Origin of the sequence: Nocardia sp. NPDC050175 (assembly GCF_044459885.1) — a bacterium.
Taxonomy (GTDB): Bacteria; Actinomycetota; Actinomycetes; order Mycobacteriales; family Mycobacteriaceae; genus Nocardia.
This window is the reverse complement of sequence record NZ_JBITJI010000006.1, coordinates 160160-184560: the sequence shown is the minus strand read 5'-3', so window position 1 is coordinate 184560 and position 24401 is coordinate 160160. Positions and strand designations below refer to the sequence as shown.

At 65.9% G+C, this 24401-nt stretch carries 22 protein-coding genes; 12 read left to right on the top strand and 10 right to left on the bottom strand.

All coding sequences use genetic code 11. The features are described from left to right. Window positions 1-18: 18 nt before the first annotated feature. Genes ACIBK2_RS21815 through ACIBK2_RS21790 form a run of 6 tightly spaced genes read right to left on the bottom strand, consistent with a single transcriptional unit; the run spans window position 19 to window position 6186 of the window. Complete coding sequence (locus ACIBK2_RS21815; RefSeq protein ID WP_396969372.1) at window positions 19-696, bottom strand: GNAT family N-acetyltransferase; 678 nt, start codon at window positions 694-696, stop codon at window positions 19-21. Further along, window positions 697-1839 carry an acetyl-CoA carboxylase biotin carboxylase subunit family protein gene (locus ACIBK2_RS21810; protein ID WP_396969371.1) on the bottom strand — a complete coding sequence of 381 codons (1143 nt, stop codon included), beginning with the start codon at window positions 1837-1839 and terminating at the stop codon, window positions 697-699. Beyond that, window positions 1826-2944 carry a pyridoxal phosphate-dependent aminotransferase gene (locus ACIBK2_RS21805; protein ID WP_396969370.1) on the bottom strand — a complete coding sequence of 373 codons (1119 nt, stop codon included), beginning with the start codon at window positions 2942-2944 and terminating at the stop codon, window positions 1826-1828. The genes ACIBK2_RS21810 and ACIBK2_RS21805 overlap by 14 nt, the downstream gene beginning before the upstream one ends. Continuing rightward, window positions 2937-3917, bottom strand: a complete 981-nt coding sequence (locus ACIBK2_RS21800; RefSeq protein ID WP_396969369.1) for an arginase family protein — start codon at window positions 3915-3917, stop codon at window positions 2937-2939. The genes ACIBK2_RS21805 and ACIBK2_RS21800 overlap by 8 nt, the downstream gene beginning before the upstream one ends. After that, a complete protein-coding gene (locus tag ACIBK2_RS21795; RefSeq protein WP_396969368.1) occupies window positions 3910-4932 on the bottom strand; it encodes a methyltransferase domain-containing protein in 1023 nt (340 codons plus the stop codon). Before ACIBK2_RS21795 ends, ACIBK2_RS21800 begins: the two co-directional genes overlap by 8 nt. A gap of 27 nt (window positions 4933-4959) precedes the next feature. Beyond that, window positions 4960-6186: a 4-hydroxyphenylacetate 3-hydroxylase N-terminal domain-containing protein gene (locus ACIBK2_RS21790; RefSeq protein ID WP_396969367.1), complete on the bottom strand. Its 1227-nt coding sequence runs from the start codon at window positions 6184-6186 to the stop codon at window positions 4960-4962. A gap of 596 nt (window positions 6187-6782) precedes the next feature. Between ACIBK2_RS21790 and ACIBK2_RS21785 the strand changes: the two genes are divergently transcribed. From ACIBK2_RS21785 to ACIBK2_RS21750, 8 genes are read left to right on the top strand one after another with little or no spacing between them, the layout of a single operon-like run. Beyond that, window positions 6783-11588 (top strand): SDR family NAD(P)-dependent oxidoreductase, encoded by a 4806-nt coding sequence (locus ACIBK2_RS21785; protein ID WP_396969366.1) that lies wholly within the window; start codon window positions 6783-6785, stop codon window positions 11586-11588. After that, window positions 11585-12427 (top strand): 3-hydroxyacyl-CoA dehydrogenase family protein, encoded by an 843-nt coding sequence (locus ACIBK2_RS21780; RefSeq protein WP_396969365.1) that lies wholly within the window; start codon window positions 11585-11587, stop codon window positions 12425-12427. Before ACIBK2_RS21785 ends, ACIBK2_RS21780 begins: the two co-directional genes overlap by 4 nt. 52 nt (window positions 12428-12479) lie before the next feature. Then, window positions 12480-12743 (top strand): acyl carrier protein, encoded by a 264-nt coding sequence (locus tag ACIBK2_RS21775; protein ID WP_396969364.1) that lies wholly within the window; start codon window positions 12480-12482, stop codon window positions 12741-12743. Beyond that, window positions 12743-13900 carry an acyl-CoA dehydrogenase family protein gene (locus ACIBK2_RS21770; protein WP_396969363.1) on the top strand — a complete coding sequence of 386 codons (1158 nt, stop codon included), beginning with the start codon at window positions 12743-12745 and terminating at the stop codon, window positions 13898-13900. Before ACIBK2_RS21775 ends, ACIBK2_RS21770 begins: the two co-directional genes overlap by 1 nt. Window positions 13901-13922: 22 nt before the next feature. Beyond that, window positions 13923-14990: an HAD-IIIC family phosphatase gene (locus ACIBK2_RS21765; RefSeq protein WP_396969362.1), complete on the top strand. Its 1068-nt coding sequence runs from the start codon at window positions 13923-13925 to the stop codon at window positions 14988-14990. After that, entirely contained in the window at window positions 14987-15745 is a 759-nt protein-coding gene (locus ACIBK2_RS21760) for a thioesterase II family protein (protein WP_396969361.1), read from the top strand. The genes ACIBK2_RS21765 and ACIBK2_RS21760 overlap by 4 nt, the downstream gene beginning before the upstream one ends. Next, complete coding sequence (locus tag ACIBK2_RS21755) at window positions 15742-16482, top strand: 4'-phosphopantetheinyl transferase family protein (RefSeq protein WP_396969360.1); 741 nt, start codon at window positions 15742-15744, stop codon at window positions 16480-16482. The genes ACIBK2_RS21760 and ACIBK2_RS21755 overlap by 4 nt, the downstream gene beginning before the upstream one ends. Continuing rightward, the gene (locus ACIBK2_RS21750; protein ID WP_396969359.1) at window positions 16479-18194 is read left to right on the top strand and encodes a fatty acyl-AMP ligase; all 1716 of its coding nucleotides are present in this window, start codon (window positions 16479-16481) and stop codon (window positions 18192-18194) included. The genes ACIBK2_RS21755 and ACIBK2_RS21750 overlap by 4 nt, the downstream gene beginning before the upstream one ends. A 9-nt stretch (window positions 18195-18203) precedes the next feature. On the opposite strand, the gene ACIBK2_RS21745 is transcribed toward ACIBK2_RS21750, so the two are convergent. Beyond that, on the bottom strand, window positions 18204-19001 hold the full coding sequence (locus tag ACIBK2_RS21745; RefSeq protein ID WP_396969358.1) for a class I SAM-dependent methyltransferase: 798 nt from the start codon (window positions 18999-19001) through the stop codon (window positions 18204-18206). Window positions 19002-19134: 133 nt separating this feature from the next. Here ACIBK2_RS21745 and ACIBK2_RS21740 point away from each other — a divergent pair, with 133 nt between their 5' ends. The 3 genes from ACIBK2_RS21740 (at window position 19135) to ACIBK2_RS21730 (ending at window position 20951) form a co-directional block, all read left to right on the top strand. Further along, complete coding sequence (locus ACIBK2_RS21740) at window positions 19135-19908, top strand: GNAT family N-acetyltransferase (protein ID WP_396969357.1); 774 nt, start codon at window positions 19135-19137, stop codon at window positions 19906-19908. A 67-nt stretch (window positions 19909-19975) separates the two neighbouring features. Next, a complete protein-coding gene (locus tag ACIBK2_RS21735; RefSeq protein WP_396969356.1) occupies window positions 19976-20176 on the top strand; it encodes a hypothetical protein in 201 nt (66 codons plus the stop codon). A gap of 316 nt (window positions 20177-20492) precedes the next feature. Further along, complete coding sequence (locus tag ACIBK2_RS21730) at window positions 20493-20951, top strand: SRPBCC family protein (protein ID WP_396969355.1); 459 nt, start codon at window positions 20493-20495, stop codon at window positions 20949-20951. 19 nt (window positions 20952-20970) lie between these two features. Here the strand turns inward: ACIBK2_RS21730 and ACIBK2_RS21725 are convergent, their stop codons facing one another. Continuing rightward, window positions 20971-21885 carry an NmrA/HSCARG family protein gene (locus ACIBK2_RS21725; protein WP_396969354.1) on the bottom strand — a complete coding sequence of 305 codons (915 nt, stop codon included), beginning with the start codon at window positions 21883-21885 and terminating at the stop codon, window positions 20971-20973. A 29-nt stretch (window positions 21886-21914) separates the two neighbouring features. Further along, the gene (locus ACIBK2_RS21720) at window positions 21915-22790 is read right to left on the bottom strand and encodes a siderophore-interacting protein (protein WP_396969353.1); all 876 of its coding nucleotides are present in this window, start codon (window positions 22788-22790) and stop codon (window positions 21915-21917) included. A 279-nt stretch (window positions 22791-23069) separates the two neighbouring features. Between ACIBK2_RS21720 and ACIBK2_RS21715 the strand changes: the two genes are divergently transcribed. Next, entirely contained in the window at window positions 23070-23516 is a 447-nt protein-coding gene (locus ACIBK2_RS21715; RefSeq protein ID WP_396969352.1) for a nitroreductase/quinone reductase family protein, read from the top strand. Window positions 23517-23518: 2 nt separating this feature from the next. Here the strand turns inward: ACIBK2_RS21715 and ACIBK2_RS21710 are convergent, their stop codons facing one another. Beyond that, the gene (locus ACIBK2_RS21710) at window positions 23519-24388 is read right to left on the bottom strand and encodes a type II CAAX prenyl endopeptidase Rce1 family protein (RefSeq protein ID WP_396969351.1); all 870 of its coding nucleotides are present in this window, start codon (window positions 24386-24388) and stop codon (window positions 23519-23521) included. Window positions 24389-24401: the final 13 nt, after the last annotated feature.

Genomic DNA, 24401 nt, shown 5'->3' with positions numbered 1-24401 from the left:
AGGAACCAGCGAATAGGATCAGTGACCACCGAGCTCGCGGAGGACAACGTCGACACCCCCTTGTCGTTGCATTGCGGCATAGAAGTTTTCGCGCTCGAAGCGGAACAGCGCGGCCTGTTTGTGCGGTAGATCCACCTCCCCGAGCTCGTGGCCGTCCACGACCTTGCAGACATTCCGGTCGAGCGTGCGCACCAGCTGATTGGACGCGGTCGGGTCCGAGATCACGCCGGTGCAGTCCGGGTAGGTCTCGAAGACGCCGGCGATGAGCGCGACCCAGAACGGCAGGGCGTACCCGAAATAGTCGGGTTCGCCGATGCAGCCGTGCATGCCCATATCGCTGTCCGGCGTGTCGTAATAGTCGGCGACCGCGTCGAGCGCGACGCGGTACAGCTCGACGTAGCCGCCCCGCTGCCCGTCCTGGCCGACGAGGAAGGGGCGAGTCTTGTTGTCGGAGAACTGGAATTCGATCTCGTCCTGCCAGCCGCCCCGGTCCCAATCCTTGTGCATCGCGATCTGCACGTGTGGCTGGGCCATCCAGTGCACCACCTGGTCGATCTCGGCCGCGGTGGCCGGTGTGACCGGGGTGAGTTCCCACGGCGGCGGCAGGGTCGGGACCTTCCATTCCTGAAAGGCGAAGTCGGTCAACGGTTTCCCGCGCCGTCGGGACCGATCTATGGGCCGTCGCTCACTCGTCACTCACGGCACCTCGTTCGCGGTGGCCAGCAGTTCGAGCGCGGCCAGGACGGCCTCGGTGCGGCCGGTGAGCCTGGCCCGCCCGCCCAGGCGGATGCGATCGAACGACGCGGCGACGGGCAGGTGCTCGATGCGGTCGGCCCCGGCGATCGGTTGACCGACCCGCCACATCCATCCGCCCGAGGCGTCCGGATCGATCTTCGGCTCGTCCCAGTCGAGTCCAGCCTGGATTCGCAGGTTGAGCAGCTCGAGATCGACTCCGGCGATGGTCCTGGACTGGAACGGGACCTCGCCGCCGGAAGCGCGGGCGCATACTTCGCTGACCACGACATCGTCGAAAGCATCACCGCTGGAGAGGTATTCGACGTGTGCGGTGAATGTGCCATCGAGGCCGAGTGCGGTGCACGTACGGATAGCGAGGTCGGCCAGCTTGGCCTCCGTCGCGGGATCGGTCCGGGCCGAACCAGAGCCGCCGCCCTTGGTCAGGTCGAGCAGCGAACGAATGTACAGTCCCGAAAACAGATGTGTGACAGTGCCGTTCGTCACGAGGACTTCCGAATGGTACTGCGGGCCTTCGAGTAACCGTTCGACCAGCCCGTCGCCGAGGGTGGGGAGATCGACGGTGCCGAATTTCTCGGTCCGGATCCCGCGCAGATTCGCCTCCGCGGCGGGTTTGACGATGACGAGCTCGTCGTCGGCGAATCCGGTGCAGCCACCGGCCTTTTCGACGCTACCGTCGGCCACGATCAACGTCTCCGGGACCGGGACACCCGCGGCTTCCAGCGCCCGGCGCATGACCCCCTTGTGCCGGTAGTTCTCCAAGGAGCCCGCAGGGATCGGGGTCGGCAAGCCGAGGTCGCCGGACAACTGCGCCGCAAGACCGAGCAGGTACTCGTCATTGGTGACGATCGCGGTGGTCCCGGCGGGGATCAGCGACCGCCATTCGTCGAGGTCGGCGATCTGTTCCGCGCCGATCCCGTCCAGTGCCTCGTCGCCCTCGCGAACCAGCGGAACCTCCCCGGTCCGCAGTATCCGTAGGTCGGCGCCCGCCGCCGTGACGGCCGAGCCGAACTCGGTCAGCCCGACGGTGCCCAGCGATTGTTTCGCCTGGAGCAGGACCACCGTTGCGCGATCACCTGATGACAACACGCCTCCACGCCTCTAGGTGCTGGTCGACGCGTTGGCAGCCGGTGACGACGGCTTCCGGATCGCGCGCCAGCGAGATACGGATCAGATCGGTGCCGAGTTTTGGCTGCGCCCAGTAGAACAGCTCGCCGGGCAGCACGTGCACACCAGCCTCGCCGAGTTCAGTGTAGAGCGCGCTGGCCTCGACACCCTCCGGCAGCCGGAACGTATCGACCGAGATTCTGGATTCCGGATAGGCGGGCGCCAAGTTGATGTGCTCGCGCGCCAGGGTCCGGTTGCTCTGGATGCCGCCGCGCAGCCGATCGTAGCCACCGTGCCTGCCGTCCTCGGCGAAAAGATCGACGATGCGCAGGATGAATGGCGACGCCGACAGCATGTGATCGGAGTACATCCTGGCCAGCGGCAGCGGATTACCGACATTCCAGTTCAGGAAGCCTGCCTTCAATTCCTGCAGGGGCCAGAGCTTTCCGGTGTCCTCGATGATCACCCAGTCGAGATCGTAGTGACCAAGCACGGCATACATGTCGTACTGCGCGCGGAGATCCTGTGCCCGGAAGCAGGAATCGATGACGAGGACGGTGTCCCGGTCGGCGCACGCGGCCGCGATCTCATGCAGCCGATCCGCATCGATCACCGTGCCCGTCGGATTATTCGGTGAGACGGTGAACAGCACTCCGCGCGTGGGGATTACGTTCTCGAGCGCACCAGACGCCAACTCGGTCTCGGCGACGGAATGGATGGTCAGTCCGTGGCCCGCGAGCAGGTCGTGCAGGTTGTCGAAGGTCGGCTCGACCATGGCCACCCGGCGGTCGGCGAGGCGAATCGCCTTGCCGATCATGTCGATAGCGGTCGAGGAGGAGTAGCAGCTGCGGAAGGTGACCTCGTCGGCCAGCGCGCCGTGCTGCCCGATCGACGACAGGAACGAGTTACGCGCATTCCGCTCGACCACGTCGACCGGCAACTTCCTGGTTTGCGCGAACACGTCGGGGAAGGCGGTGACGATGTCGGACTGTGTGTCGGACAGCGACATTCGCGGATGCCCATCGGACAGGTTCACGCCGTCGATCAGCGCCTTGACTTCGAGGTCGGTGATGTTGTCAGGCATGCAAACGACCATCCTGTTGCGTCTTGGCTCGCCGTGCGGCGGCGGCAAGGGTCATGATTTCGAAGATCACCGCGACGCCGAGGTGCGCGGTGATGTCGGCAGTGTCGTACGGCGGCGAGATCTCGACCAGCGATACGGTGCGAATATCGGGCAGCTGAAGTTCGCGCAACAGCCGCAGCGCGAACGCCGAGGACGGCCCGCCGACCTCGGGGGTACCGGTGCCGGGGGCGCACGAGGGATCGACGAAGTCGATATCGAACGTCAGCGCAACGGGATTGGCGCCGACCCTGTCCCGGACGATCCGGCCGAGCTCGTTGGCGCCGAGCGCCATCGCCTCCTCGCACTGGATCACGGTGAAGCCGAGGCCGTCGTCTTCCAGGTCCTCGCGCGGCACGCTGCCGCGCATACCGATCTGGATGCTGGTGGTCGGATCGATCAGGCCTTCTTCGGCGGCGCGGCGGTACACCGTGCCGTGAAAGTGCTTCATGCCGAAGTAGTTGTCGAGCACGTCGCGGTGCGCGTCCAGCTGCACCAGCGACAGTGGACCGTGTTGTTTTGCGGCGGCGCGCAATTCGGCGATGGCCAGGCTGTGGTCACCGCCGACCAAGATCGGCAGCGCGCCGATGTCGTGCACGAGCTTGACGCTGTGCTCGATCAGGTCGAGCGTCTGCAGGTGGTAGCCGGGCACGATGTGCACGTCGCCGCCGTCGACGACGGTGAGCAGATCGGTGATGACCAGATCGCGTTCCCGGCTGCCCAATCGGCCGAGCGTGCTCGCCGAGCGGACCGCCTCGGGCCCGAAGCGAGCGCCGCTGCGGTAGCCCGTCGCGCCGTCGATCGGCACCCCCATGATCACCGCGTCGACGCCGTCGGCGGCGGTGAGCTCCCGGATCGGCCGGTAGGGGAGCCGGAAGAAGGTGCGCGGGCCCGAACTCAGCCGGGAGACGGCCTGGCTGTCGGTGTAGTCAGTCATCGTGGGTTCCCTTGGACCGCAACAGCATTGCGGTCACGATGCCGGTCTCGTCGAGGCCGGGAGTGTCGACGTCGTCCACTACGACCTCGAGGCCCTCGCTCTCGTACAGGTCCGTCCAGTACTGCTTGGGTGCCAGGCGCTGGTCGGTGAACGGGTGCAGCAGGAAGTAGTGGTTGTAGTAGTTGGTGCGATGCGGGTCGCGCATCTTCTCCGGATCGTCCCAGCAGTAATCGATGTCGATCACCAGGAGTTCGAGGCCGGGGTTGGTGTCGAACAGCGACCGGAGGAACGTGCGGACGCCCGCTTCGCCCTCCTGGCCGAGGATTTCGTGGATGACGAAGCTGATGATGCCGAAGTCGTAGCGGGATTCGGTCTGCTCGAGATGACGGATGGCATCCGCGTTGACGATGTCGATCCGGTCGGCGTGTAGCGACCCGGACACGAATTCCACTGCGGCGGCGGCACCCTCGGGGCTCGGCTCGATCCCGGTGAGCCGCATGTCCGGATACTTCTCGGCCAGCGTGGTCAGGAAGATACCGCTGCCGCAACCGAGGTCGATGCCGCTGGTGTAGGTCTTACCGCGCTGATCGAGCACCCGGTACATCAGCGGGATCGCGTCGTGCACGCTGATCTCGCAGCTGCCGATGCCGACCATGCGGCCGTCCCTCGGCACCGCGGCGGGGGAGGTGAACCCGCTGCCGATGTCCAGGAAGGTGCGGCCGTATCCGCCGATCATCATCTGATACCAGCCGCGTGCCTCCCAGATCTGCACGAGCTTGTCGGTGGCCCGATCGTTGTCGGTGTATCCCGCGGTCCGCAGGAAGAGCTGCAGCGCGTCGACCCGCTCCGGTGTCGTGACGGCCGATTCCAGCGCCTTGCGAACGGAAATTCCGTTCACCACGATTTGTTCCAGAATTCCGTGCTCGATCAGGTTGTACAGCACAGCCGACTGCACGTACCCGCTGAACGGCTCCAGCGCTTCGATCAGGCGTTTCCGGTTGAGCATGTCGTTCATACCTCTCTTTCGGTGCTTTTCCGCCTGTCAGCCAGCGGCGAGCCGATCGGGATCACCGACGAATGCCAGCTCGTATTTGTTCTGTCGATATCCGTACGCGCCCGACGAGAGGTTGGTGAACAATGTCCAATCGGAGAGCTGTGGTGCGGCGGGAATGAGGCCGTGCTGGGTTGTTCTGCCCGGTTTGGGACAGATGAGATCCAATCCGGCCATTTGCGAAAGCAGGGTCGAAGCCCCCTCGATGCGTTCGGTGAAATTACCGATACCCTGCAGGAGCAGATTTCGATCGGCGGCCCAGAATCCGTAGCGGTCGTCGAATGCGGCCGAGTCGAGCGCGGCGGTGAAGTCTCGTTCGGTGCTCGCGGCGAAACGGCGGAGCTTCGCCAGAATTACCGCGGGTTCCTTGACGGAGGTCTGGCCGCCGTCCAGTACCCGCTGCGCCAGGGTGTAATACATCTCGGCTTTCGCCGACATCCGGGCGAGCGCCTGCACCCAGGCCGGATGGGTCATGCCGGTGCGGGCCCGCAACGTATTGCACTGTTCGATGGAACCGTCGATGAAGACCCGGGAGTTGGGCACGAATGCGCGGTTCAGCTCGATGATCGCGTCTTGTTCGTCGAGCACGTCGATGGATTGGTCGGGCAGCTCGTGCGCGCCGCGGAAGCCCGCGCGCGAATGCACGGTGACCCCGTCGCTGTCGGGTTCGATCGCGACGCACAGCGCGGTGTATTCCTCCGCCTGCGACAGCATGCGGTAGGGGTAGATCAGTAGCATGTCGGCGTACAGCGCCAGCGTGGCCAGCTGTTTGAAACCGCTCAAATAGATGCCGTCGGCGTCACGCGCAACGACTTTGAGCAGGTGATCCTCGGAGATTCGCCCGCGTTCGGAGATATCGGAGATCGCGTGCGTGAGGATGGCATTGTCGGCACGGCACTCACGGTGGAACTCGCGGATCGGTCCGGCGCCGTCGCCGAAATGGTCGGCGTTGGCCGCCCAGGCGGACACGATGCCGGCCAGGAAATCGGGGCTGCGGCCGAGCAGCCCGCCGCTGTGTGCGGCGAACCGGCGCAGCTGCCCGGCGTACTCCAGGAATTGCTCTTTCGTCTCCGGTGGTGTCCAGATGCAATCCCAGAACAATTTGAGCTCGGGATTGGTGCGCAGGCCGTCCAAGGTTTTGGCGAAAGGAGTATTGGTTCTTTCCGCAAAAGTGGCCGAAATAGTTTCGGTCGAGCAGCTGATGTGCTGAGTTTCCAATGGATATCCTTAGTCCTGCGACTTGGAAGTCTGAAATGCACCTTTAATTGTTGGAGTCCGAATCCATAACACCCCAGCTCCAAGTGTGGACACCCTGTAGCCTGCCCCGCCTTCAAGATAGCCGAACTAACGAAGTGTAACCATTCCAGTGCCTGTGACCCTCATCACATTGTACCATTTCGTGATCACGCACCCAGTGCCTATTCGCCGCTATCCGGATGGCATTAGCAGGGCTGTTTGTAAACCCCCCGATCGGGGGGATCGGATTCGCCGACAACCCCCCTTTTCGGGGGGTTGCGAATTTCGCGGAAATGGCGAGAATGTAGTCGTTGTCGAGTGGGAAGTCCAGCCTGCTGCAACGACTCTCATTCAAATATGTATCTATATGAAGTATGCTGGAAGCGGCGTTGCGAGGTGGGTGTAACGGTGCTAGATTCGGGCCACCAGGGGCTGAGCTCTCCCTGATCGGGTGTATGGCAGAAGCTCTTTATGAATTCGAGCATTCAGGCCGGGAACCCGATGTCTGAAGGGTGGTATTGGTGGAGACGAATCGGGTGGGGTCCGGTGCCTTCGATCGGTCGGCGATCGAACAATGGATGGCAGACAAGATAAGCCAGATCATCGGAATGGACCCGGCGGCGATCGATCGGACCACCACCTTCGCCGCCTACGGGCTGACGTCGTCCGACGCGGTCGGCCTGTCCGGCGAGCTGGAAGAGTGGCTCGGCCGCGACCTCCCCGAAACCCTGCTGTACGAGCACCCGACAGTGGAGCAGTTGAGTGCGGCACTGGTCGGCGCGACTGCCGATTCCGCGAGCGCCACAGCTGATTTCGGCGACACCGCTGAGCGGGCGGTGGCAGCCGACGACGACACGATGTGCATCGCGGGCCTGGCTTGCCGATTCCCTGGCGGCGCGAACTCACCACAGTTGTTCTGGCGCAACCTGGCCGACGGCATCGACACCGCGACCGATGTGCCGCAACAACGTTGGGACGCATCGGAATACTTCGATCCCGATCCTTACGCGCCGGAAACGACTTACACGACGAAGGGCGCGTTCGTCGACGACATCGCGGGCTTCGACGCCCAGTTCTTCGGCATCTCGCCCCGCGAGGCGATGCGGATGGACCCGCAACAGCGGATGCTGCTAGAGGCGACCTGGGCGGCGTTCGAGGACGCCGCCATCCCCGCCGACCAGATCCGGGGCAGCCGGACCGGGGTGTTCGTCGGGATGATGGCCGACAGTCGTTACGCGAACGTCCTGGTCGACCACGGCGGCCACGCCGAATTGGATGACCCGTACGTGGGCCTGGGCAGCGCGTCCAGCGTTGCGGCGGGCCGCCTTTCGTATCTACTCGACCTGCGTGGGCCGAGCCTGGTCGTCGACACGGCCTGCTCGTCCTCGCTGGTCGCGTTGCATCTGGCGATGAACAGCATCCGCAACGGCGAGTGCGATCGTGCCGTTGTCGCCGGAGTCAGCGCGATCGTGCATCCCGATACCTACCTGCAGGCCTGCAAGATGCGGATGCTCGCCGTGGACGGTCGCTGCAAGACCTTCGACGCGGCGGCGGACGGGTTCCTGCTCGGCGAGGGATGCGGCGCGGTCGTTGTCGAACGGCTCACCGAAGCGAAAGCTCGACGGCATCAGGTGCTCGCAGTGGTGCGTGGGTCGGCGGTGAACCAGGACGGCATGAGCAACGGGTTGACCGCCCCGAACCGCGCCGCGCAGGTCGCGGTCATTCGCGAGGCACAGCAGCGCGCTGGAATCAATGCCGACAGCGTCGATTACGTCGAGGCGCACGGCTCGGGGACGCAGCTCGGTGACGCGATCGAGATCGCCGCATTGACCGAGGTTTTCGGCGTATCGGGCGCCCGGCCGCTGTATGTGGGCGCGGTGAAGACGAACATCGGTCATCTCACCGGTGCGGCCGGGATGGCCGGATTGGTCAAAACCGTGCTCGCACTGAACCGCCGGACCATCCCGCGGAATCTGCATTTGCGCCAACCGAATCCGGCGATCGATTGGTCCGCCACCCCGGTTCGCCTGCCACACGAGAACATTCCGTGGCCGCGCGAGGACGAGCGCGTCCCCACGGCCGGTGTCAGTTCGTTCGGCTGGTCGGGCACCAACGCCCACGTCATCGTGTCCGCGCCGCCGGTCGAGCAAGATCCCGAAGACCAGGAACGCTGGCACATCCTGCCGTTGTCCGCGCGCTCGCCCGAGACGTTGACCAGCACCGCACACGCGATCGCGGAGTACCTGCGCAGCAATCCACGACTCGCTCCCGCTGCGGTGGCTGCCACCCTGCGGACGGGGCGAACTTGCATGCCGTGCCGAACGGCGGTGCCATTCCGGACACTGCTTGACGCGGCAGAGGCACTCGACGAGGTCGGCCGCCGGGTGCCGGTGGCGACCGTGCCGCGTGGATCTCAGCCGGTTGTGCGATTCGTGTTGCCGGGCACCGGCGATCAGTTCCCCGGCATGGGACGTGACCTCTACCAATCGCATCCGGCCTTCCGTGCCGCGATTGATCAGTGTGCCGAGGTCGCGGCCGACTCGTTGGGCATGGACTTGCGCACCGCCCTGTACCCGGATGCCGCGCCGGTGGTGTCGGATCCCTTCGCGGCGTTGCGCGGCGACGCGACCGGCCCCGGAGAACTGGTCACCCGAATCGACCTGGCACACGCGGTGGTTTTCGCGTTGAACTACGCCGCAGCACGGCTGTGGCACAGCTATGGCATCGAGCCGCGAGGTCTGCTCGGATACAGCCTCGGCGAATACTCCGCCGCCTGCCTGTCCGGCGTGTTCGACGTGGATGTCGCGCTGCCGCTGGTGATTCGGCGGGCTCAGCTCGTCGCGGCCGCCGAACCCGGCGCCATGCTCACCGTCGCGACCTCCGCGGACCGCATCGCCGAATACCTCGGCCCTGACCTGTCCTGCGCCGCGGTCAACAGCCCCAACACGGTCGTAGTCGCCGGGACTGATGCCGCGATCGCCGCGCTCGAACAACGCCTTGCCACCGACGAGATCGCCGCGCGGCGCGTGCCGACCACCCGCGCGATGCATTCGCACCTGCTGGATCCGTTGCGCGAGCGGCTGATCGAACTGTTCGACGGGGTCGAGCTGCGTGCGCCCCGAATTCCGTTCGTGTCCAACCTGACCGGCAAGTGGATCACCGACGATCAGGCCCGCGACCCGCAGTACTGGGCCGAACACATGTGTGCGACGGTCTCGTTCGCCGACGGCGTGCACACGCTCGTCGACTCGGAGCCGTGCGTGGTGCTCGACCTCGGGGCCGGTCAGCTGGCCAGCCTGGTCACTCAGGCGCTGGTGCATTCCAGTGGCGCCGTGGCGTTGCCGACACTGCGTGGTTCCTCGACGCGTGATCCGGACGAGATGATCGTGTCCCGCACGCTCGGTCGCCTGTGGGTCGGCGGGGTGGACGTGGATTGGTCGCGTATCGGCTCAGCGGGAAGTTCGCTTTCCCTTCCAACGTATTCATTTCAGCACCAACAGTTTTGGCCGACGAGTGAGCATGGCGTCAGCGTCGCCCCGATCGGGACGCCTGCCGCGACGGACAGTGCGGCCACCGAGCTCTTCGAACCACAGTGGGTCGCAGTGCCCGCGTCTGATTCGGCGGATCGGTACGGGCCCTACCTCCTGTTCGCCGATCCCGGCACGCGCAGTGCCGATCTGGCCGGTCATGTGGCCAAGGCGCTGGACGGTGCCGACCTGGTGACCGTGGTCCCCGGTACCGAATTCGGGACGTCCACCGCTGGCGGCTACCGCATCCGGCCCGGCGAGCCGGCCGATTACGCCCGTCTGTTCGAAGCGCTCGACGAACGGAACCTGCTGCCACGCACCATCGTTCATCTGTGGTCCGTGCACGGTACGACCGACCACCCGGCGACCGTCGACAGTGTCGCCCTGCATCGACGTTTCGGGTTCGACAGTCTGATGGCGCTGGCCGGCCAGTGGGGTCGGCGCTGCGTCGACGGCTGCCGGATATTGGTCGTCACCGATCACGCGCAGTTCATCGATCCCGACGACACTCTCTATCCCGGCAAGACCGCCGTTGCGGGCCCCGCGCTGACCGCAGGGCAGGAATACCCGGGGCTGGCGGTGCGCACGTTCGATGTCGTCACACCGGTCGACGACGAGGACGGTTCGTGGGACGAGCTGACCGAAGCTGTTATCGCCGAACTGCATTGGCCGGGCGCCGACGCGATCATCGCGCGTCGCGGGCGGCGCAGGCTGGTGAAACGCTTCAGGCCACTCACCCTCGACGCACCGACTCCGTACGTGCGCGATGGTGGTGTCTATGTGATCACCGGCGGGACCGGAAGTATCGGCCTCCAGGCCGCGGCTCATCTGGCCGCCGCGGCGGCCGAGGTCAAACTGGTCCTGCTGGCCAGGACGCCGCTACCGGATCTCGACGACGCGGCAGCGGTCGCGCAGGCCGGTGCGACGTTGCGCGCCAAGGCAACCGCGGTGCGCGACCTGAAGGACGCCGGTGCCCAGGTGCTGGTGCTGACCTGTGACATCGGTGATCCCGACGCCACTGCCGCCGCGATTGTCAACGCCCGCAACAGGTTCGGTCCGATCGACGGCGTGATCCACGCCGCGGGTGTGCTGTCCCCGGACGCGTTCACCACGATCGAGGCGACCACACCGGAGATCAGCGCCGCGCATTTCCGGGCCAAGATCGACGGCACCATCGCCCTCGCCGCCGCACTGCGCGGCGAACGTCCCGACTTCGTCGTCCTGCTGTCCTCGATGTCGGCGGTCCTCGGCGGCATCGGGTTCGCGGCCTACGCGGCCGCCAACGCATTCCAGGACCAATTCGTCGCGCTGCACGGCCTGCCCGGCGGATCTGCCTGGCGCTCGGCGTGCTGGGACACCTGGCAGGCCACCGTTCGGCACGGCGAAAACCCCGGTGTCGCTGACTCCTTGGACAAGTATTCGTTCGCCGCCGCGGACGCGCTCGCGGTACTGGACCGACTCATCGCGAGCGGCCCGCGTCGCGCGGTGGTCTCCGCCGGTCAGCTGCACGACCGCATCGAGACGTGGGTCGGCGGCGGCGATCCGTTCGGCGCGGTCACCTCGTCGGCACTGGAACCGGCCGCCGCCACGGCACCACCCGGCCGAACCGTCGAGGAGTACCAGCGCAGGCTCGCGGAACTCTGGCAGCAGGCCCTCGGCGTCGATCAGGTCGGCCCGCACGACAACTTCTTCGAGTCCGGCGGCAATTCGCTGGTCGGCCTGCAACTGATCAACTCGATCAAGAAACAGTTCCGCGCGATCGTCCCGACCGTGGCGTTGTTCGAGGCGCCGACGATCGCCGATATGGCCGCTTACCTACTCACGGCCACCGCAGACGAAAGGAAGTCACGGCCATGAAACTTCTCGGCGTCATCGGTGCCGGTGTCATGGGCACCGGTCTGGCACAAGCCCTTGCGGCGCACGGCTTTTCGGTGGTGCTGGTGGACCGGTCCCGTGAACAGCTCGACCGTGCGGAAAGCGAGGTCGTCCGGTACTCGCGCACCGGGCGCCTGTTCGGTCACGACACCGAGAAGTACGGCGACCTGACCCAGCGGGTCAGCTACACCACCGATATCGGCGAGGTCGGCGCCGCGGAGTTCGTGATCGAGAACATCACCGAGAACTGGGCGCTCAAGGCTGAGATATATCCGGAACTGGACCGTATCTGCGCGCCCGACACGGTTTTCGCGGCGAATACGTCGTGCATCCCGATCACCAAGATTGCCGGGGTGACCAATCGCCCGGATCGGGTGATCGGCATGCATTTCATGAACCCCGTGCCGATGAAATCCACCGTCGAGGTGATCCGCGGCTGGCACACCTCCGAGACCACCATCGCCATCGCGCTGCAGCTGCTCGCCGACCTCGACAAGCGCGGCATCATCGTCAACGACATGCCGGGCTTCGTCTCCAATCGGGTGTTGATGCTGATGGTCAACGAGGCCATCTTCCTGCTGCAGGACGGCGTGGCGGCGGCGGCCGAGGTGGACGAGATCTTCCGGTCCTGCTTCGGGCACGCGTCCGGTCCGCTGGAGACCGCGGATCTCATCGGGCTCGACACCATCCTGTACAGCATCGAGGGACTCCAGGAGTTCTACGGGGACAGCAAGTATCGGCCGTGCCCCTTGCTGAAAAAGATGGTGGACGCCGGACTACACGGCCGGAAGTCCGGTCAGGGCTTCTTCTCGTACTCATGAGAGCAGGCCCGCACCACCGAACCATTGCCCCGTTACCGACAGGACGGTAGTTATGTTCTCCGATGTCCGTTCCGAAATCCGTGACTTCGTCGCCAAGCGGTTCCCCGAAGGGCGGCTGCAGGACAATCGCGACATCTTCGAAAGCGGCTTCGTCAATTCACTTTTCGCGATGGAACTGGTCATGTTCATCGAGCAGAACCTCGGCGGCCGGATTCCCAACGACGAGCTGATGCTGGACAACTTCCGCACGGTGGACGTGATGACCGACCTGGTCGGCAGGCTCAACGGCCACGGCACGGCCACCGAGGTGGCGTGATGGCGGTGCAGGCGGAACCCGTTTTAGGCCAAGCGGTTTCGCGGGCCGAGATCGGTGCGTTCGTCGATGAGGTGGTGGCGCCGCGGGCCGCCGAGTTCGATCGTGCGGCGCGGATCGATCTGAGCATGGTGACCGAGTTCGCCGCGCGGGGTCTGTGGGGTGCGGTGTTGTCGACCGCCGATGGTGGGACCGGTGCCGGAATGACGGCCCTCGCGCGCGTGCACGAGGAAGTGGGCCGCGGCTGTTCGTCCATGCGCAGTCTGCTGACCGTGCACTCTATGGCGTTGTTCGCGCTGGATCGGTGGGGAACCGAGGCGGCGAAGAGCCGGTGGAAGGCCGACATGGTCGCCGGTGCCGCGCTCGGCGCGTTCTGCCTGACCGAGCCCGAGGCGGGTAGCGATTTCGCCGCGCTGCAGGCGACGGCCCGGCGCGAGGGTGACGAGTGGATCATCGACGGTCACAAGCTCTGGGTCACCGGCGGCCAGCTCGCCGACGTGCTGCTCGTATTCGCCCGCACCGCAGTCGGTCCCGCCGTGTTCCTGGTCGATGCGGCTAGTCCCGGCATCCGCCGTATTCCGGTCCCGGAGGTCACCGGGACGCGCGGTAGTCAGGTCGCGGAGATCGTCTTCGAGAATTGCCGCATCGGTGCCGATTCGATCATCGGGCCCGAGGGCATGGGGTTGGCCATCGCCACCGGGGTGCTCGATATCGGGCGGTTCAGCGTCGCCGCCGGGTGCGTCGGCCTGCTGCAGGCTTGTTTGCAGGCCAGCGTGGCTTACGCCAACACCCGCCGCCAGGGCGGGGCCTTGCTACGCGAACACCAACTCGTGCAACAGCTGATCTCGACGATGGCCACCAACACCAGGGCGGCCCGGCTGCTGGTCTGGCAGGCCGCGCAGCTGAAAGACGCGGGCAGTCCCGACACCATCATGGCGACGTGCATCGCCAAGCAATTCGCGGCGACCTCGGCGGTGGCCGCGGCCAATGACGCGGTGCAACTGCACGGTGCGCGCGGGTGCAGCGACGACTATCCGGTCGGCCGGTACCTGCGCGACGCCAAGGTCATGGAAATCATCGAGGGCAGCACACAGCTGCAACACGTACTGATCGCCACCGACGCGTGCCGGAATCAGGCCCGCGTCGTCGACGTCCAGTGATTCGCAGAGGCCAGGGAATTCGATGAACGCTGAAATCCGTAACCGTCCCCGGTACATCAAATGTGTGGTCTGGGATCTCGACCACACCCTGTGGGATGGCATCCTTTTGGAGAACTCCGCGGTCACCGAGCTCAAGCCGGGGATCCGGGAGACCATCGTCACGCTCGACGAACGCGGGATTCTGCATTCCATCGCCAGCCGTAACGATCCCGACCTGGCGGTCGCGAAGCTGAAGGAACTCGCGCTCGCGGAGTACTTTCTGCACCCGCAAATCAGCTGGGACAACAAATCCGCCTCGGTCGCGACGATCGCCGCGCGGCTCGATATCGGGCTCGACACGCTCGCCTTTGTCGACGATCAAGAGCTCGAACGGGACGAGGTCGGATTCGCGCATCCCGAGGTGCTCTGTATCGATGCCGAGGAGGCCGCGACGCTGGCGGACCGGCCGGAATTCCAGCCGAAGCAGGTCACCGCGGACTCGCGGGTGCGGCGGCAGATGTACCGGGCGAGTATCGAACGCTCGACGGCCGAGGACCGGTTCTCCGGCACCAACGAAGAATTTCTCGCCACCCTGGGGATGCGTTTCCGGATCAGTCCGGCGGGTGCGGCGGATATCGGCCGGGCCGAGGAACTCGTTGTCCGGACCAATCAGCTCAACTCGACCGGTGTCATGTATTCGGCCGAAGAGCTTGCGGCCCATGCCGAATCCGATGATCACCTGTTGCTGATGGCCGAGCTGGAAGACAAGTACGGGACCTATGGGCAGGTCGGTCTCGCGCTGGTGAAACGCGGTGTGCACCAGTGGCGGCTGAAGTTGCTGCTGATGTCGTGCCGGGTGATATCTCGTGGCGTGGGGACAGTGTTGCTGAATCATGTTGTCCGGCTTGCCCATGGCGAGGGCGCGCGTCTGGTCGCCGAATATGTGCCCACCGACCGGAATCGGATCATGTATATCACTTATCGATTCGCCAATTTCGCGGAACTCGGCGAGGAGGACGGCGTGACTCTGCTGGCGGCTTCGTCGATGCCGCCTCCGCCGCCACCGTCCTATCTCACGGTCGAGACTGTCGCGGCGGGGCATCTGTTGTGAACGCCCCCGCGATCGACGCGCGCAAATGGATGCCGTACCCGTCGGCCGGTGGGGCGCCGACGACGCTGTACTGCCTGCCGCATGCCGGGGCGGGTGCCTCCACGTACCTGCCGTGGCGCAAGGAGTTGCAGCCCGATGTCGATGTGGTGCCGCTGCAGCCGCCCGGTCGCGAAATGCGCATGCGCGACGAGCCCTTCGAGAACCTGACGCCTTTGCTCAATGACTTGCTAGCGGCCATGGATGGTGTCTGGCAAGAGCCGTTCGCGCTGTTCGGACACAGCCTGGGCGCGCTCGTCGCTTTCGAGCTGGCCCGTCGGCTCAGCGCGGGGGAGGGGCCGCGTCCGGCGCACCTGATCGTGTCGGGACGCCGTGCGCCGCAACATCCTTCGCGGCTGCCGTGGATCCGGATGGCCGACGATCCGATGCTGCTGGAGATCGTGCGCAGGCTCGGCGGAACGCCGGACGAGATCCTCGACGACGAGCAGATGCGGCAGACGGTGCTCACGCTGATGCGCGCGGATCTCGGCGTCGACCAGACCTATCGGTACCGGCCGGACCCGCCGCTCGACGTGCCGATCACCGTGCTCAGCGGCAGCACCGACAGCCACGTGACCATGGCCGAGCTCGAGCCGTGGGCCGAGTGCGGCTCGGCCGGGGTCGATATTCGGCTCGTGCCCGGCGGACACTTCTTCGTGGTGACCCAGCGCGAGACCGTGCTACGCCGGGTCCGCCACTGCCTGGTGGGTTCGCCGTGATCGTCGGCACCGCCGCGCGGCGGGCGATCGCACCCGACGAGGTCGAACTGTGGTGGCTGCGGCTGACCGGGGAGTGTGCCGCCGGGGATTGCCGGGTGCTGGCTCCCGAGGAACTCGCGCGCAGCGTCCGGTTCGATACGGTCGAGTTCGCCGGCGACTTCATTCGCACCAGGGCCACGCTGCGGCGTGTGCTCTCGGCCTACGCAGGCTGTCCCCCCGAGGAGCTCGCCTTCACCACCGGGCTGCACGGTAAGCCGGAATTACCTTGCTATGCACCGGCATTCAATCTCACACACACCCGAGGTCTGGCCGTGGTCGCCGTCGCGGGGTCGGTATCGGTCGGGGTCGACGTCGAACGGGTCGACGCCGATTTCGATATGGCGGGGTTGGCGTCACGGGTGCTCACCGCTCGCGAAGCGGACTGGGTCGGCACGGACCGTCGGCGCTTCCTGCACCACTGGGTCGCCAAGGAGAGCTATCTGAAATGGTTGGGTAGCGGGCTGACGATATCGCCCGACACCATCGAGCTGCGCACCGATCGCAACGGGCGCTCCGTGCTCACTCCGGTAGATGGTGCCGACCGGCCCACCGGATACGTCCATCATTTCGGCTTGCACTCCCAGTACGTCGGGGCCTTCGTCGGCGGCCGACCGCCACCCCGTTTCACGCTGCGGCCGGCCGAATCGGCCGGTGCCGACTCGAATCTCCGCCGCCGTACCTCAGGAGTGCAAGCATGACAACCTATTTCGCGGTCGAACCCGCCACCCTGGCCGAGATGCTGACCGCCCGCGCCGCCGCCACCCCCGACGAGGTGCGCTTCCACCACCTCGGCGACGGTGACGAGCCCACTGCGGCAATGACTTTCCCGCAACTCGACCGTGCGGCCCGTGCGGTGGCCGCCCATCTGGCGCAGCTCACGCGCCCGGGGGAGCGGGCACTGCTGCTTTATGCTCCCGGTCTGGAATTCGTTGTCGCCTACTACGGTTGCCTGTATGCGGGCGTGATCGCGGTTCCCGTGGCTCCGCCGCAGCCGAGCAAACTGGCGGACGGCCTGGCACGGCTCGCGTCCATCGTTGCCAATTCCGGTGCGCGGCTGCTGTTTACGAGCGCCGATATCGAGCCGCTGCTGGGCCCGGTGCTCGCGGATGCTGACGGGTTCGCTGGGCTGCAGACAGTCGTGACCGATCGCATCGATCTGGCGGAAGCCGACCAGTACAGCGACCAGGGCATTACCAGTGACACCATCGCCCACCTGCAGTACTCCTCGGGATCGACCGGGGAACCGAAGGGCGTCGCGCTCACCCACGGCAACGTGCTCGCCAACCTCCGACTGGTGACTTCGGAGATCGGCGCCGGGGTCGGCGTGGCCTGGTTGCCCACCTTCCACGACATGGGCCTGCTCAGCATGGTCACCTACCCCGTGTACAGCGACTCGACCGTTATCAGCATGTCCCCCTTGGCTTTTGTGCAACGTCCCGCTCGCTGGATCTCGGCGATGTCCCGGTACAAGGCCACCCACACCGTCGCCCCCAACTTCTCCTTCGCGCTGGCGGTGCGGCGGGTACCGGCCGATCAGGTCGCCCGCTACGACCTGTCGAACCTGCGAGTCGCACTCTGTGGCGCGGAACCCGTTCGCGTGGACACGATGTTCGCCTTCGCCGAGCATTTCGGCGCGGCGGGCTTCGATGTGCACAGCCTGTTCCCCTGCTACGGCCTAGCCGAGGCAACGCTTTTGGTGACCGGCGGCCCGGCCGGAAGCGGACTCACCACCGTCGAAGTGGACCCGACCGCACTCGCCAAGGGCCGCGTGGAACCGGTATCCAGCGGCGGCCGCCGCCTGGTCGCCAGTGGCGAACTCAACGACGCCTACGAACTCGTCCTCACCGACCCCGACACCCACACCCCGCTACCGGAGGGCCAAGTCGGCGAAATCTGCCTTCGCGGTGAAAGTATCGGCCTCGGCTACTGGGACGCCCCCGAGGCCTCGACCGAAACCTTCAACGCCACCGTCACCGGCCGCCCCGGCCACTTCCTCCGCACCGGAGACCTCGGCTTCATCCACGACGGCCAGCTCTACGTCACCGGCCGCCGCAAAGACCTCATCATCGTCGACGGCTACAACCACTACCCCTCCGACATCGAAGCCTCCGCAATGGACAGCCACCCGGCCCTACGCCCCGACCGCTGCGCCGCCTTCCAGGTCCTCGACGGCGACGAACCCACCCTCGTCCTGGTCGCCGAACTGAACCGAGACCGAGCAGCCGAGACCGCCGACAAGACCGAGATCATCACCGCCGTCCGCCAAGCCGTCGGCGAACACAACGGCCTACGCCTAGACGACGTAGTCCTGGTAACCGCAGGCTCAGTACCCCTGACCTCCAGCGGCAAGGTCCGCCGCTACGTAGTCCGCGAACAGTACCGAGAAGGCGCACTGACCCCGCTGCCCTGACCGGCGCAGCTACCGGCGAGCCGTGATGAGCCATGCGCGCGAGTCGAACCACACGCCCTCGGTGCCGCAGTGGGCGGTCATGACGGCGTGCAGTCGGTCGAGAGCCCGCGCGGTCTCGTCGGCGTCGAACTCGGCGAGCACCTCGGTTGCCATGCGCAGCGCGAGGACGGAGTCCACGCCGGCCTCGGGATCCGCGCCGTAATAGACGGGCTCAGGTACCTCGGTGACGCCGACGTCGGTAAACCCTGCCGCGGTGAGAACGCCCTCCGCCTCGGCCGGATCGGCCAGCGAGAACGCGCCGCCGGTTGGTGCGGCGACCGGCGCACCCGAGAGTGCCCGACGTATCGTGCCAACCCACTCCTGCCGGTCACCGGCCTGCCAAACCAGTTGTGCCAGTTGGGCTTCGGGTTGCAATGCGCGTCCGATGTTGGTGAACGCCGCGACCGGATCGGCGAAGAACATGGTGCCGAACCGGCTGACCGCGTGGGTGAAATGTGCTTCCAGGAACGGGTAGACCTGGGCGTCCGCCTGCTCGAAGCGCACGTTGCGGACGTCCTCGGCCGCGCTGAGCTCGCGCGCCTGCGCCAACATCATCGGCGAAATATCTACCCCGAGCGCGCTGCCGTCGTGCGCAAGCCCGGCGAGCTCACGAGTGAGCTGACCAGTGCCGCAACCGATATCGAGCACATTGTCACCAGGTCCCACGTCGATAGCTTCGCGCAGCCGCCGATGATGATGACGCAACTCCGCGTCGTAATCGAATGTGTTCTTCGGGGCCGGTACCTCGCGATTGCCGCTGTCAACCATGGCCCCATCCTGGCAACTCCGCGCACCACCCGCCAGCCACCATTCTCATGTGGTTGCTGGGCGGGTGGGATGAGGTCCGTACTCTGTGGGCGATGCGCGGTTGGTCGAAGTGACTCGGAGATTGGAGCCAGGAGTGAATACCGAGGTCGTGCGAGGCGTCGGGGGAGAGCCACTGGCCTACTACGAGGAAGAGCGTAGGCAGGAGGTTCGCTGGGCGGACGATCTGCGCCTTGCCGAGGAAGCTTCGCCTGCCGCGGCTGCGGATCGCATCGTGGCGGAGTTGTCGGGTTGGGGCGCGACAACGCTGGCGTCGCTGGGTGCGCACTTGGTCGAACGTGGGGCGCGGGTGCAGCGCGAGTTCGACACCTTCACCCATGGGCTGCAAGGGGTTTCGCGTCCATTCGCGCCTGGTCGATTGTCAGCGAATCTAGAACTGCGCGCCGCTGAAACGGTTGATCCTGCGGAATTGCACGCAGCCTATGCCGCCGCATACCCGGTCGGCCATCCCGACCACGACATGAGCAGCTTCGAGGATCTGCAAGCCTTGATGGACGGCAGCCTCATGGGCCCACTGCTACCCGCTAGCACGGTGTTGATCGATACCGACCGCGGCCTCGGCATCGCCGCCGTCCTCGCCCACGACGGCCCCGGCCTACCGCCCGACGAAGGCCCGTGGATCTCCGAGGTCTTTCGCGACCCCGCACCCGCCTACCGTGGCCTCGGTTCCCTCCTGCTGCGCCACGTGTTGTGGTTGGCCGCCGAGGCGAAACTGCCTGCCCTCGGCTTGGCGGCCACTGCGGGAAACCAGGCCGCCGGGATGTACGAGAACATCGGATTCGTCCGCACCGCCCGGTGGGTCGACCTCCTGTTGCGGACGATCGGTGCGGCGACACGCCCCGTCGACTAACCAGCAAAAGTTGCTCTACCTGCGACTACAGTCGGGCGTACTGCTAACACGACGGGTGGGAGCGAGTATGTGGGCGGTCGTCGAGAAGTGGTATGCCGGTGCGTATGAAGGCTTCGGAGTCCTGATCACCGAGGACTGCGAAGAAGTCATCGCACGGGACCCGGTGGTGGAAAACGATATTGCTTTGAAGGCGGGTGACCGTGTCCTCATCGACTACATCCCCGGTCCGGACGGAGCCGACGCCATGAAGCTGGTGAAGGTTCAGTAAGGGCGTCCGAGACGCTCTTTCGGCCGCGGCTCGAGCAGGCGCGGCGGCCGTTCGCCAACGGGACCCTTTACCATCGAACAGATCGCCGAGCGTTGCGGCTTCGCCAGTCGTAGAGCGCTGTCGTCGGCCTTCGTCAGTCGGATCGGTGTCCGCCCGTCGGTGTACCGCAAGATATGACCGCAAGGTCGGCAATTCAGCGCATGGCCCTTGACCGGCCGCGTCGCATAGTTTCGGACTGGCGCAATAACTTTCGCGTGCATTGTGCCCGCGAACCGCGCCACGGGGACGTACGGCAGTGAACGAAGGGACTTCCGTCATGCAGAGTTACGACGCGACCGCGACCACGACAGCATCGCCGGCCGACATCTGGCCCCTCCTCGCCGACGCACGCACCTGGCCCGTGTGGTCCGTTGTCGACGCCCTGGATACCAAACGATCCAGCGGTCTCGATCCCGACGGCCGCGACCCCGTCGGCGCGGTCCGCGCGTTCCGCATCGGACGAATGGTGACCGGCGAGCGACTGACCGGACTCGACGAGGGCAACCGGATGACCTACGAGGACGCCTTCAACTGGGCCCTCCGCAACTACAGCGCAGTCATCGACCTCGTCCCAGCATCCGACGGCCGCACGGTCATCCACTGGTACGGAACCTACACCGCCCGTTGGGGATTGGGCTGGCTGCTGCAGCGCATCATGAAGCGCGTGATGCAGCAGATGGCCGACGGCCTCGCCTCCTACGCGGCGGTCCAGTCGTCCAGTGGCAAGACCGTGTAGGCATCCGCGTTGTCGATCGCTAGCCGCCGACCATGTGCTTCCGTGCCCATTCCGCGAAGCTGGTGAGCGGGACGCCCAGGTCTCTCGCGTACTGCGGACGGGCGGGCTGACCTACTACGTTCATCCACTGGTGCGAGGCGCCCGCGCCCGGCATTCCGGCGGCCAGGGCCTGCTCCTCGGTCATGTCCGGCGCGGACAGCGGGGTGTCGAGCACGCGCGAAAGGACCTCGGCGATCTCCGTCATCGACAGGTAGTCGCTCGCCAACTCCAACTCGACGCCGTCGAATCGCTCCGGCTCGGTGAGGGCCGCGGCGGCCGCCCTGCCGATGTCGTCCACCGCGACTAGCGACAGCCGAGTCTCCGGTTTCAGGACTGTCACCAAGCCGCCTTCGATGCCGCACGGGAACAGGAACCGCAGGGAGACAAGGAAGTTCTCCATGAAGAAACCTGGCTTCACCAGCGTCCAGTGTCGAAAGCCTGCCGCGCGCACTCCGTCTTGGATCGCGCTTTTCGCACCGAAGTAGGGCTCCATCGACGCCCACTGCCCTTCGGCCCAGCCGGGAACGTCGGTGTGCTGGCCGGCACCGCTGACCGACGTATGCACGAACTGCTGCACCCCAGCAGCTTTCGCGCCCTCGATCAGGTTGAGTCCCTGAGCCACTTCACCTTCGAAGTCGATACCCGCCGCACTCATACCGGGCCGCTGCACAGAGAAGACCGCGCGGGCACCCTCGGCGGCACGGATCACGGAATTACGGTCGTGCAGATCGCCGATGACCAGCTCGGCGCCGAGCGCCTCGATACCCTTGGCTCGCTCGGGATCCCGCACGAACGCCCGGACGGGAACGCCCGCCGCGAGCAGCGCACGCGCGGTCGCGCCGCCCTGTTTGCCGGTGGCGCCGGTAACCAGCACGGGCTCGGAATCCGTGGACATAGTGCACCTCCGGGAGGTGCACGGCCAGCTCAGGGCGTCAGTTCGATGCGTTCACGCACATCGGGGTCGACGACGTCATAGCCCTCACTGACGGCTTGCTGGTAGCGCACCAGGTTGATCGAATCCAGCTGCGTGCTGTCGTGACCCGCTTTCCAGTATGCGGCGGCATGCAGATCGGCCCGGTGTAATTGCCACTCGTCGAGCACGCGGCGGCGGATGGTGCGGACCACCGCCGCCTCGGCCGCGAGCCAGACCTGGGTGCGGCGCGTCGGGGCCGGGAGGTGTTCGACAGCGCTGATCAAATCGGGCACCCAATGCGCGGTAACCCCGTCTCGTTTCGGGAGGAGCGCATGGTCGCTTTCGTGCGGCACCGTGAGATAGACATCGATAGGCGTTGTGCTGTCCAGGGTTTCGATGATCGCGGCGACAGCGGGCAGACCGGTGGCGTCGGCGAGGAACAGGAAGGCTTCGATGCCGGTACCGACGGCGAATTCCCGTCGCATCCCGGCCAATCCGATCGTGGCGCCCGGCGTGGTGGCCGCGAGCCAGTCCATCGCGATACCGCCGTCGTGATCGGCCACATCGAAATCGAGCCGGTGTGTGATCGTATCGAAAGACCGAACAGTGAACGCCCGCAACGCCGGTCGCCGCGCATCCTCGGCCCAGAGCGGTAGCCCGTTGTCACCGCGCTGCGGGAAATCGACCCGGCCGTGACCGTCCGGCGGCAACAGCAGCTTGAAGGCATCGGCGGGAGATGGGTTGGCGTACTGGGCAAGCCCGGGCCCGGACACCGTCACCCGCCGGAAACTGCTCGAGATCCGCTGCACCGCCTCGACCTGCACCTCGATCGAAAACGGCTGGTTCGCAGCGGCCATGGTGCGGAGTTGTTCGCGAATGCCGGTCATCGTTCTCACTGTTCTCGTCGAAGTTGGCGCAGCGCGGGCGTGATTCGGTCTCGACGGATACCAGCACCCGTCGCCCGTTCTGCCCCGGATCGACATCGCCCGTCGACTTAGGCCTGCGTGACCCATCACCCATTATATTAGGTGAGCCTAACCATAACTGATCTAGGTTTCAAATCTGGTGACACGAATGAAGGCCCCGGCCTTGTCGCGCAGGTATGTGGTACCGGAGGTACGCTGGGCAACGTCAGAGCTTGGTTCCGATTACCGGAGAAGGACCTCATGCCCTCGGATTTCGCTCTCAAGACGATGAACACCGCGCATCGGGTGTTGTTGAAGGTCACCTGCGGCAAGGTGGGTAATGAGTTCGGCGGGATGTCGTCGGTCGAGCTCGTGACCACGGGCCGGAAGTCGGGGCGTGAGCACGCGGTGATGTTGACGGCGCCGATCATCGACGGGGACACCTACGTTGTTGTCGCCTCGCGCGGCGGTGACCCGCAACATCCGGCGTGGTTCCTGAATGTTCGCGACAATCCGAATGTCTTGGTGTCGGTGCGCAGCGGACCGCGCGTGCCGATGATCGCGCGGGTCGCGAATGCCGAGGAGCGGGCCGCGCTGTGGCCGCGGGTGGTTGCCGCGGCAAAGACGTACGCCGGTTATCAGAAGAAGACCACCCGTGAGATCCCGCTGGTGCTGCTGACACCGGCCGCGGATCCCTCGTCGAACTGAGGTCACGTCGACGGTTGCCGTAGCAATCTGCCGGGACGTCGGCAGAGGATGACGGCACCGATCACGTTGGCGGCCAACGTCAGCACGCCCTGTTCGCCGAGCCACAGCCAGGCCGCCGATCCTGAAGTGTGTGGATCGAACGCGGTTTGGATGACGCTGTTCCAGGACGCGTGCAGCACGACGGCCGGCCAGATACTTCCGGTATCGAGCCGGAGTCGGGCGAAGACATACGAAACCACGGTCACCTGCACGACGAAGAGCGCGGCGATGACCGGCGTGGACCCGCCGTTGCCGGTCAGGTAACTGCCGCCGATGATCAACGGCAAATGCCATGCCGCCCAGATCAATCCACTCACCATGATCGGCCGAGGGATCTCGGCCTCGATGAGCCTGGTGAGCAGATAGCCGCGCCAACCGAGTTCCTCGCCGAGCGCGAACACCAGTCCGACCGCCGTACCGAGTGTGGTGGCGATGAGCAGTTCACCGGCGAAAGAACCCCATCCGCTGGAAGTGCCCGCGGGGGAGATGAAGTCGGCGAGCCCGCTCGCCCATCCGACGCCATACGCGGCGGCCCCGATGGCGACCGGATAGCCCAGGGCGATCAAGAATGCCAACCAGCTGCGCCGGCCACCCAGCCGCAACGAGATGTCGCCGAACCCCTCCCGCAGGATCAACCGGGCGATCAACGCCGCCAGGCCCGGCGCCCACATGAGCAAGAGAATCCCGATGTCATTGCGCGCGACGACCGCGAAAACCATGGCGGGGGCGGACAGCGCGACCAGGGCGACGAGGAAGACGACGATGCCCCGTCGTGCCGCGCGGCGCCGGTCCGGCGCCGGCAGCGCAGCTCTCACCTGCTGATCTTCGGTCATATGGCCACAGTAG

Bases quoted from the DNA above. Each gene is read 5' to 3' on its own strand.
- ACIBK2_RS21720 (WP_396969353.1), bottom strand. From the start codon at position 22,790: ATGACCGGCATTCGCGAACAACTCCGCACCATGGCCGCTGCGAACCAG.
- ACIBK2_RS21805 (WP_396969370.1), bottom strand. From the start codon at position 2,944: ATGCCTGACAACATCACCGACCTCGAAGTCAAGGCGCTGATCGACGGC.
- ACIBK2_RS21780 (WP_396969365.1), top strand. From the start codon at position 11,585: ATGAAACTTCTCGGCGTCATCGGTGCCGGTGTCATGGGCACCGGTCTG.
- ACIBK2_RS21715 (WP_396969352.1), top strand. From the start codon at position 23,070: ATGCCCTCGGATTTCGCTCTCAAGACGATGAACACCGCGCATCGGGTG.
- ACIBK2_RS21795 (WP_396969368.1), bottom strand. From the start codon at position 4,932: ATGAACGACATGCTCAACCGGAAACGCCTGATCGAAGCGCTGGAGCCG.
- ACIBK2_RS21710 (WP_396969351.1), bottom strand. From the start codon at position 24,388: ATGACCGAAGATCAGCAGGTGAGAGCTGCGCTGCCGGCGCCGGACCGG.
- ACIBK2_RS21735 (WP_396969356.1), top strand. From the start codon at position 19,976: ATGTGGGCGGTCGTCGAGAAGTGGTATGCCGGTGCGTATGAAGGCTTC.
- ACIBK2_RS21770 (WP_396969363.1), top strand. From the start codon at position 12,743: ATGGCGGTGCAGGCGGAACCCGTTTTAGGCCAAGCGGTTTCGCGGGCC.
- ACIBK2_RS21775 (WP_396969364.1), top strand. From the start codon at position 12,480: ATGTTCTCCGATGTCCGTTCCGAAATCCGTGACTTCGTCGCCAAGCGG.
- ACIBK2_RS21745 (WP_396969358.1), bottom strand. From the start codon at position 19,001: ATGGTTGACAGCGGCAATCGCGAGGTACCGGCCCCGAAGAACACATTC.
- ACIBK2_RS21800 (WP_396969369.1), bottom strand. From the start codon at position 3,917: ATGACTGACTACACCGACAGCCAGGCCGTCTCCCGGCTGAGTTCGGGC.
- ACIBK2_RS21725 (WP_396969354.1), bottom strand. From the start codon at position 21,885: ATGTCCACGGATTCCGAGCCCGTGCTGGTTACCGGCGCCACCGGCAAA.
- ACIBK2_RS21730 (WP_396969355.1), top strand. From the start codon at position 20,493: ATGCAGAGTTACGACGCGACCGCGACCACGACAGCATCGCCGGCCGAC.
- ACIBK2_RS21750 (WP_396969359.1), top strand. From the start codon at position 16,479: ATGACAACCTATTTCGCGGTCGAACCCGCCACCCTGGCCGAGATGCTG.
- ACIBK2_RS21785 (WP_396969366.1), top strand. From the start codon at position 6,783: ATGGCAGACAAGATAAGCCAGATCATCGGAATGGACCCGGCGGCGATC.
- ACIBK2_RS21765 (WP_396969362.1), top strand. From the start codon at position 13,923: ATGAACGCTGAAATCCGTAACCGTCCCCGGTACATCAAATGTGTGGTC.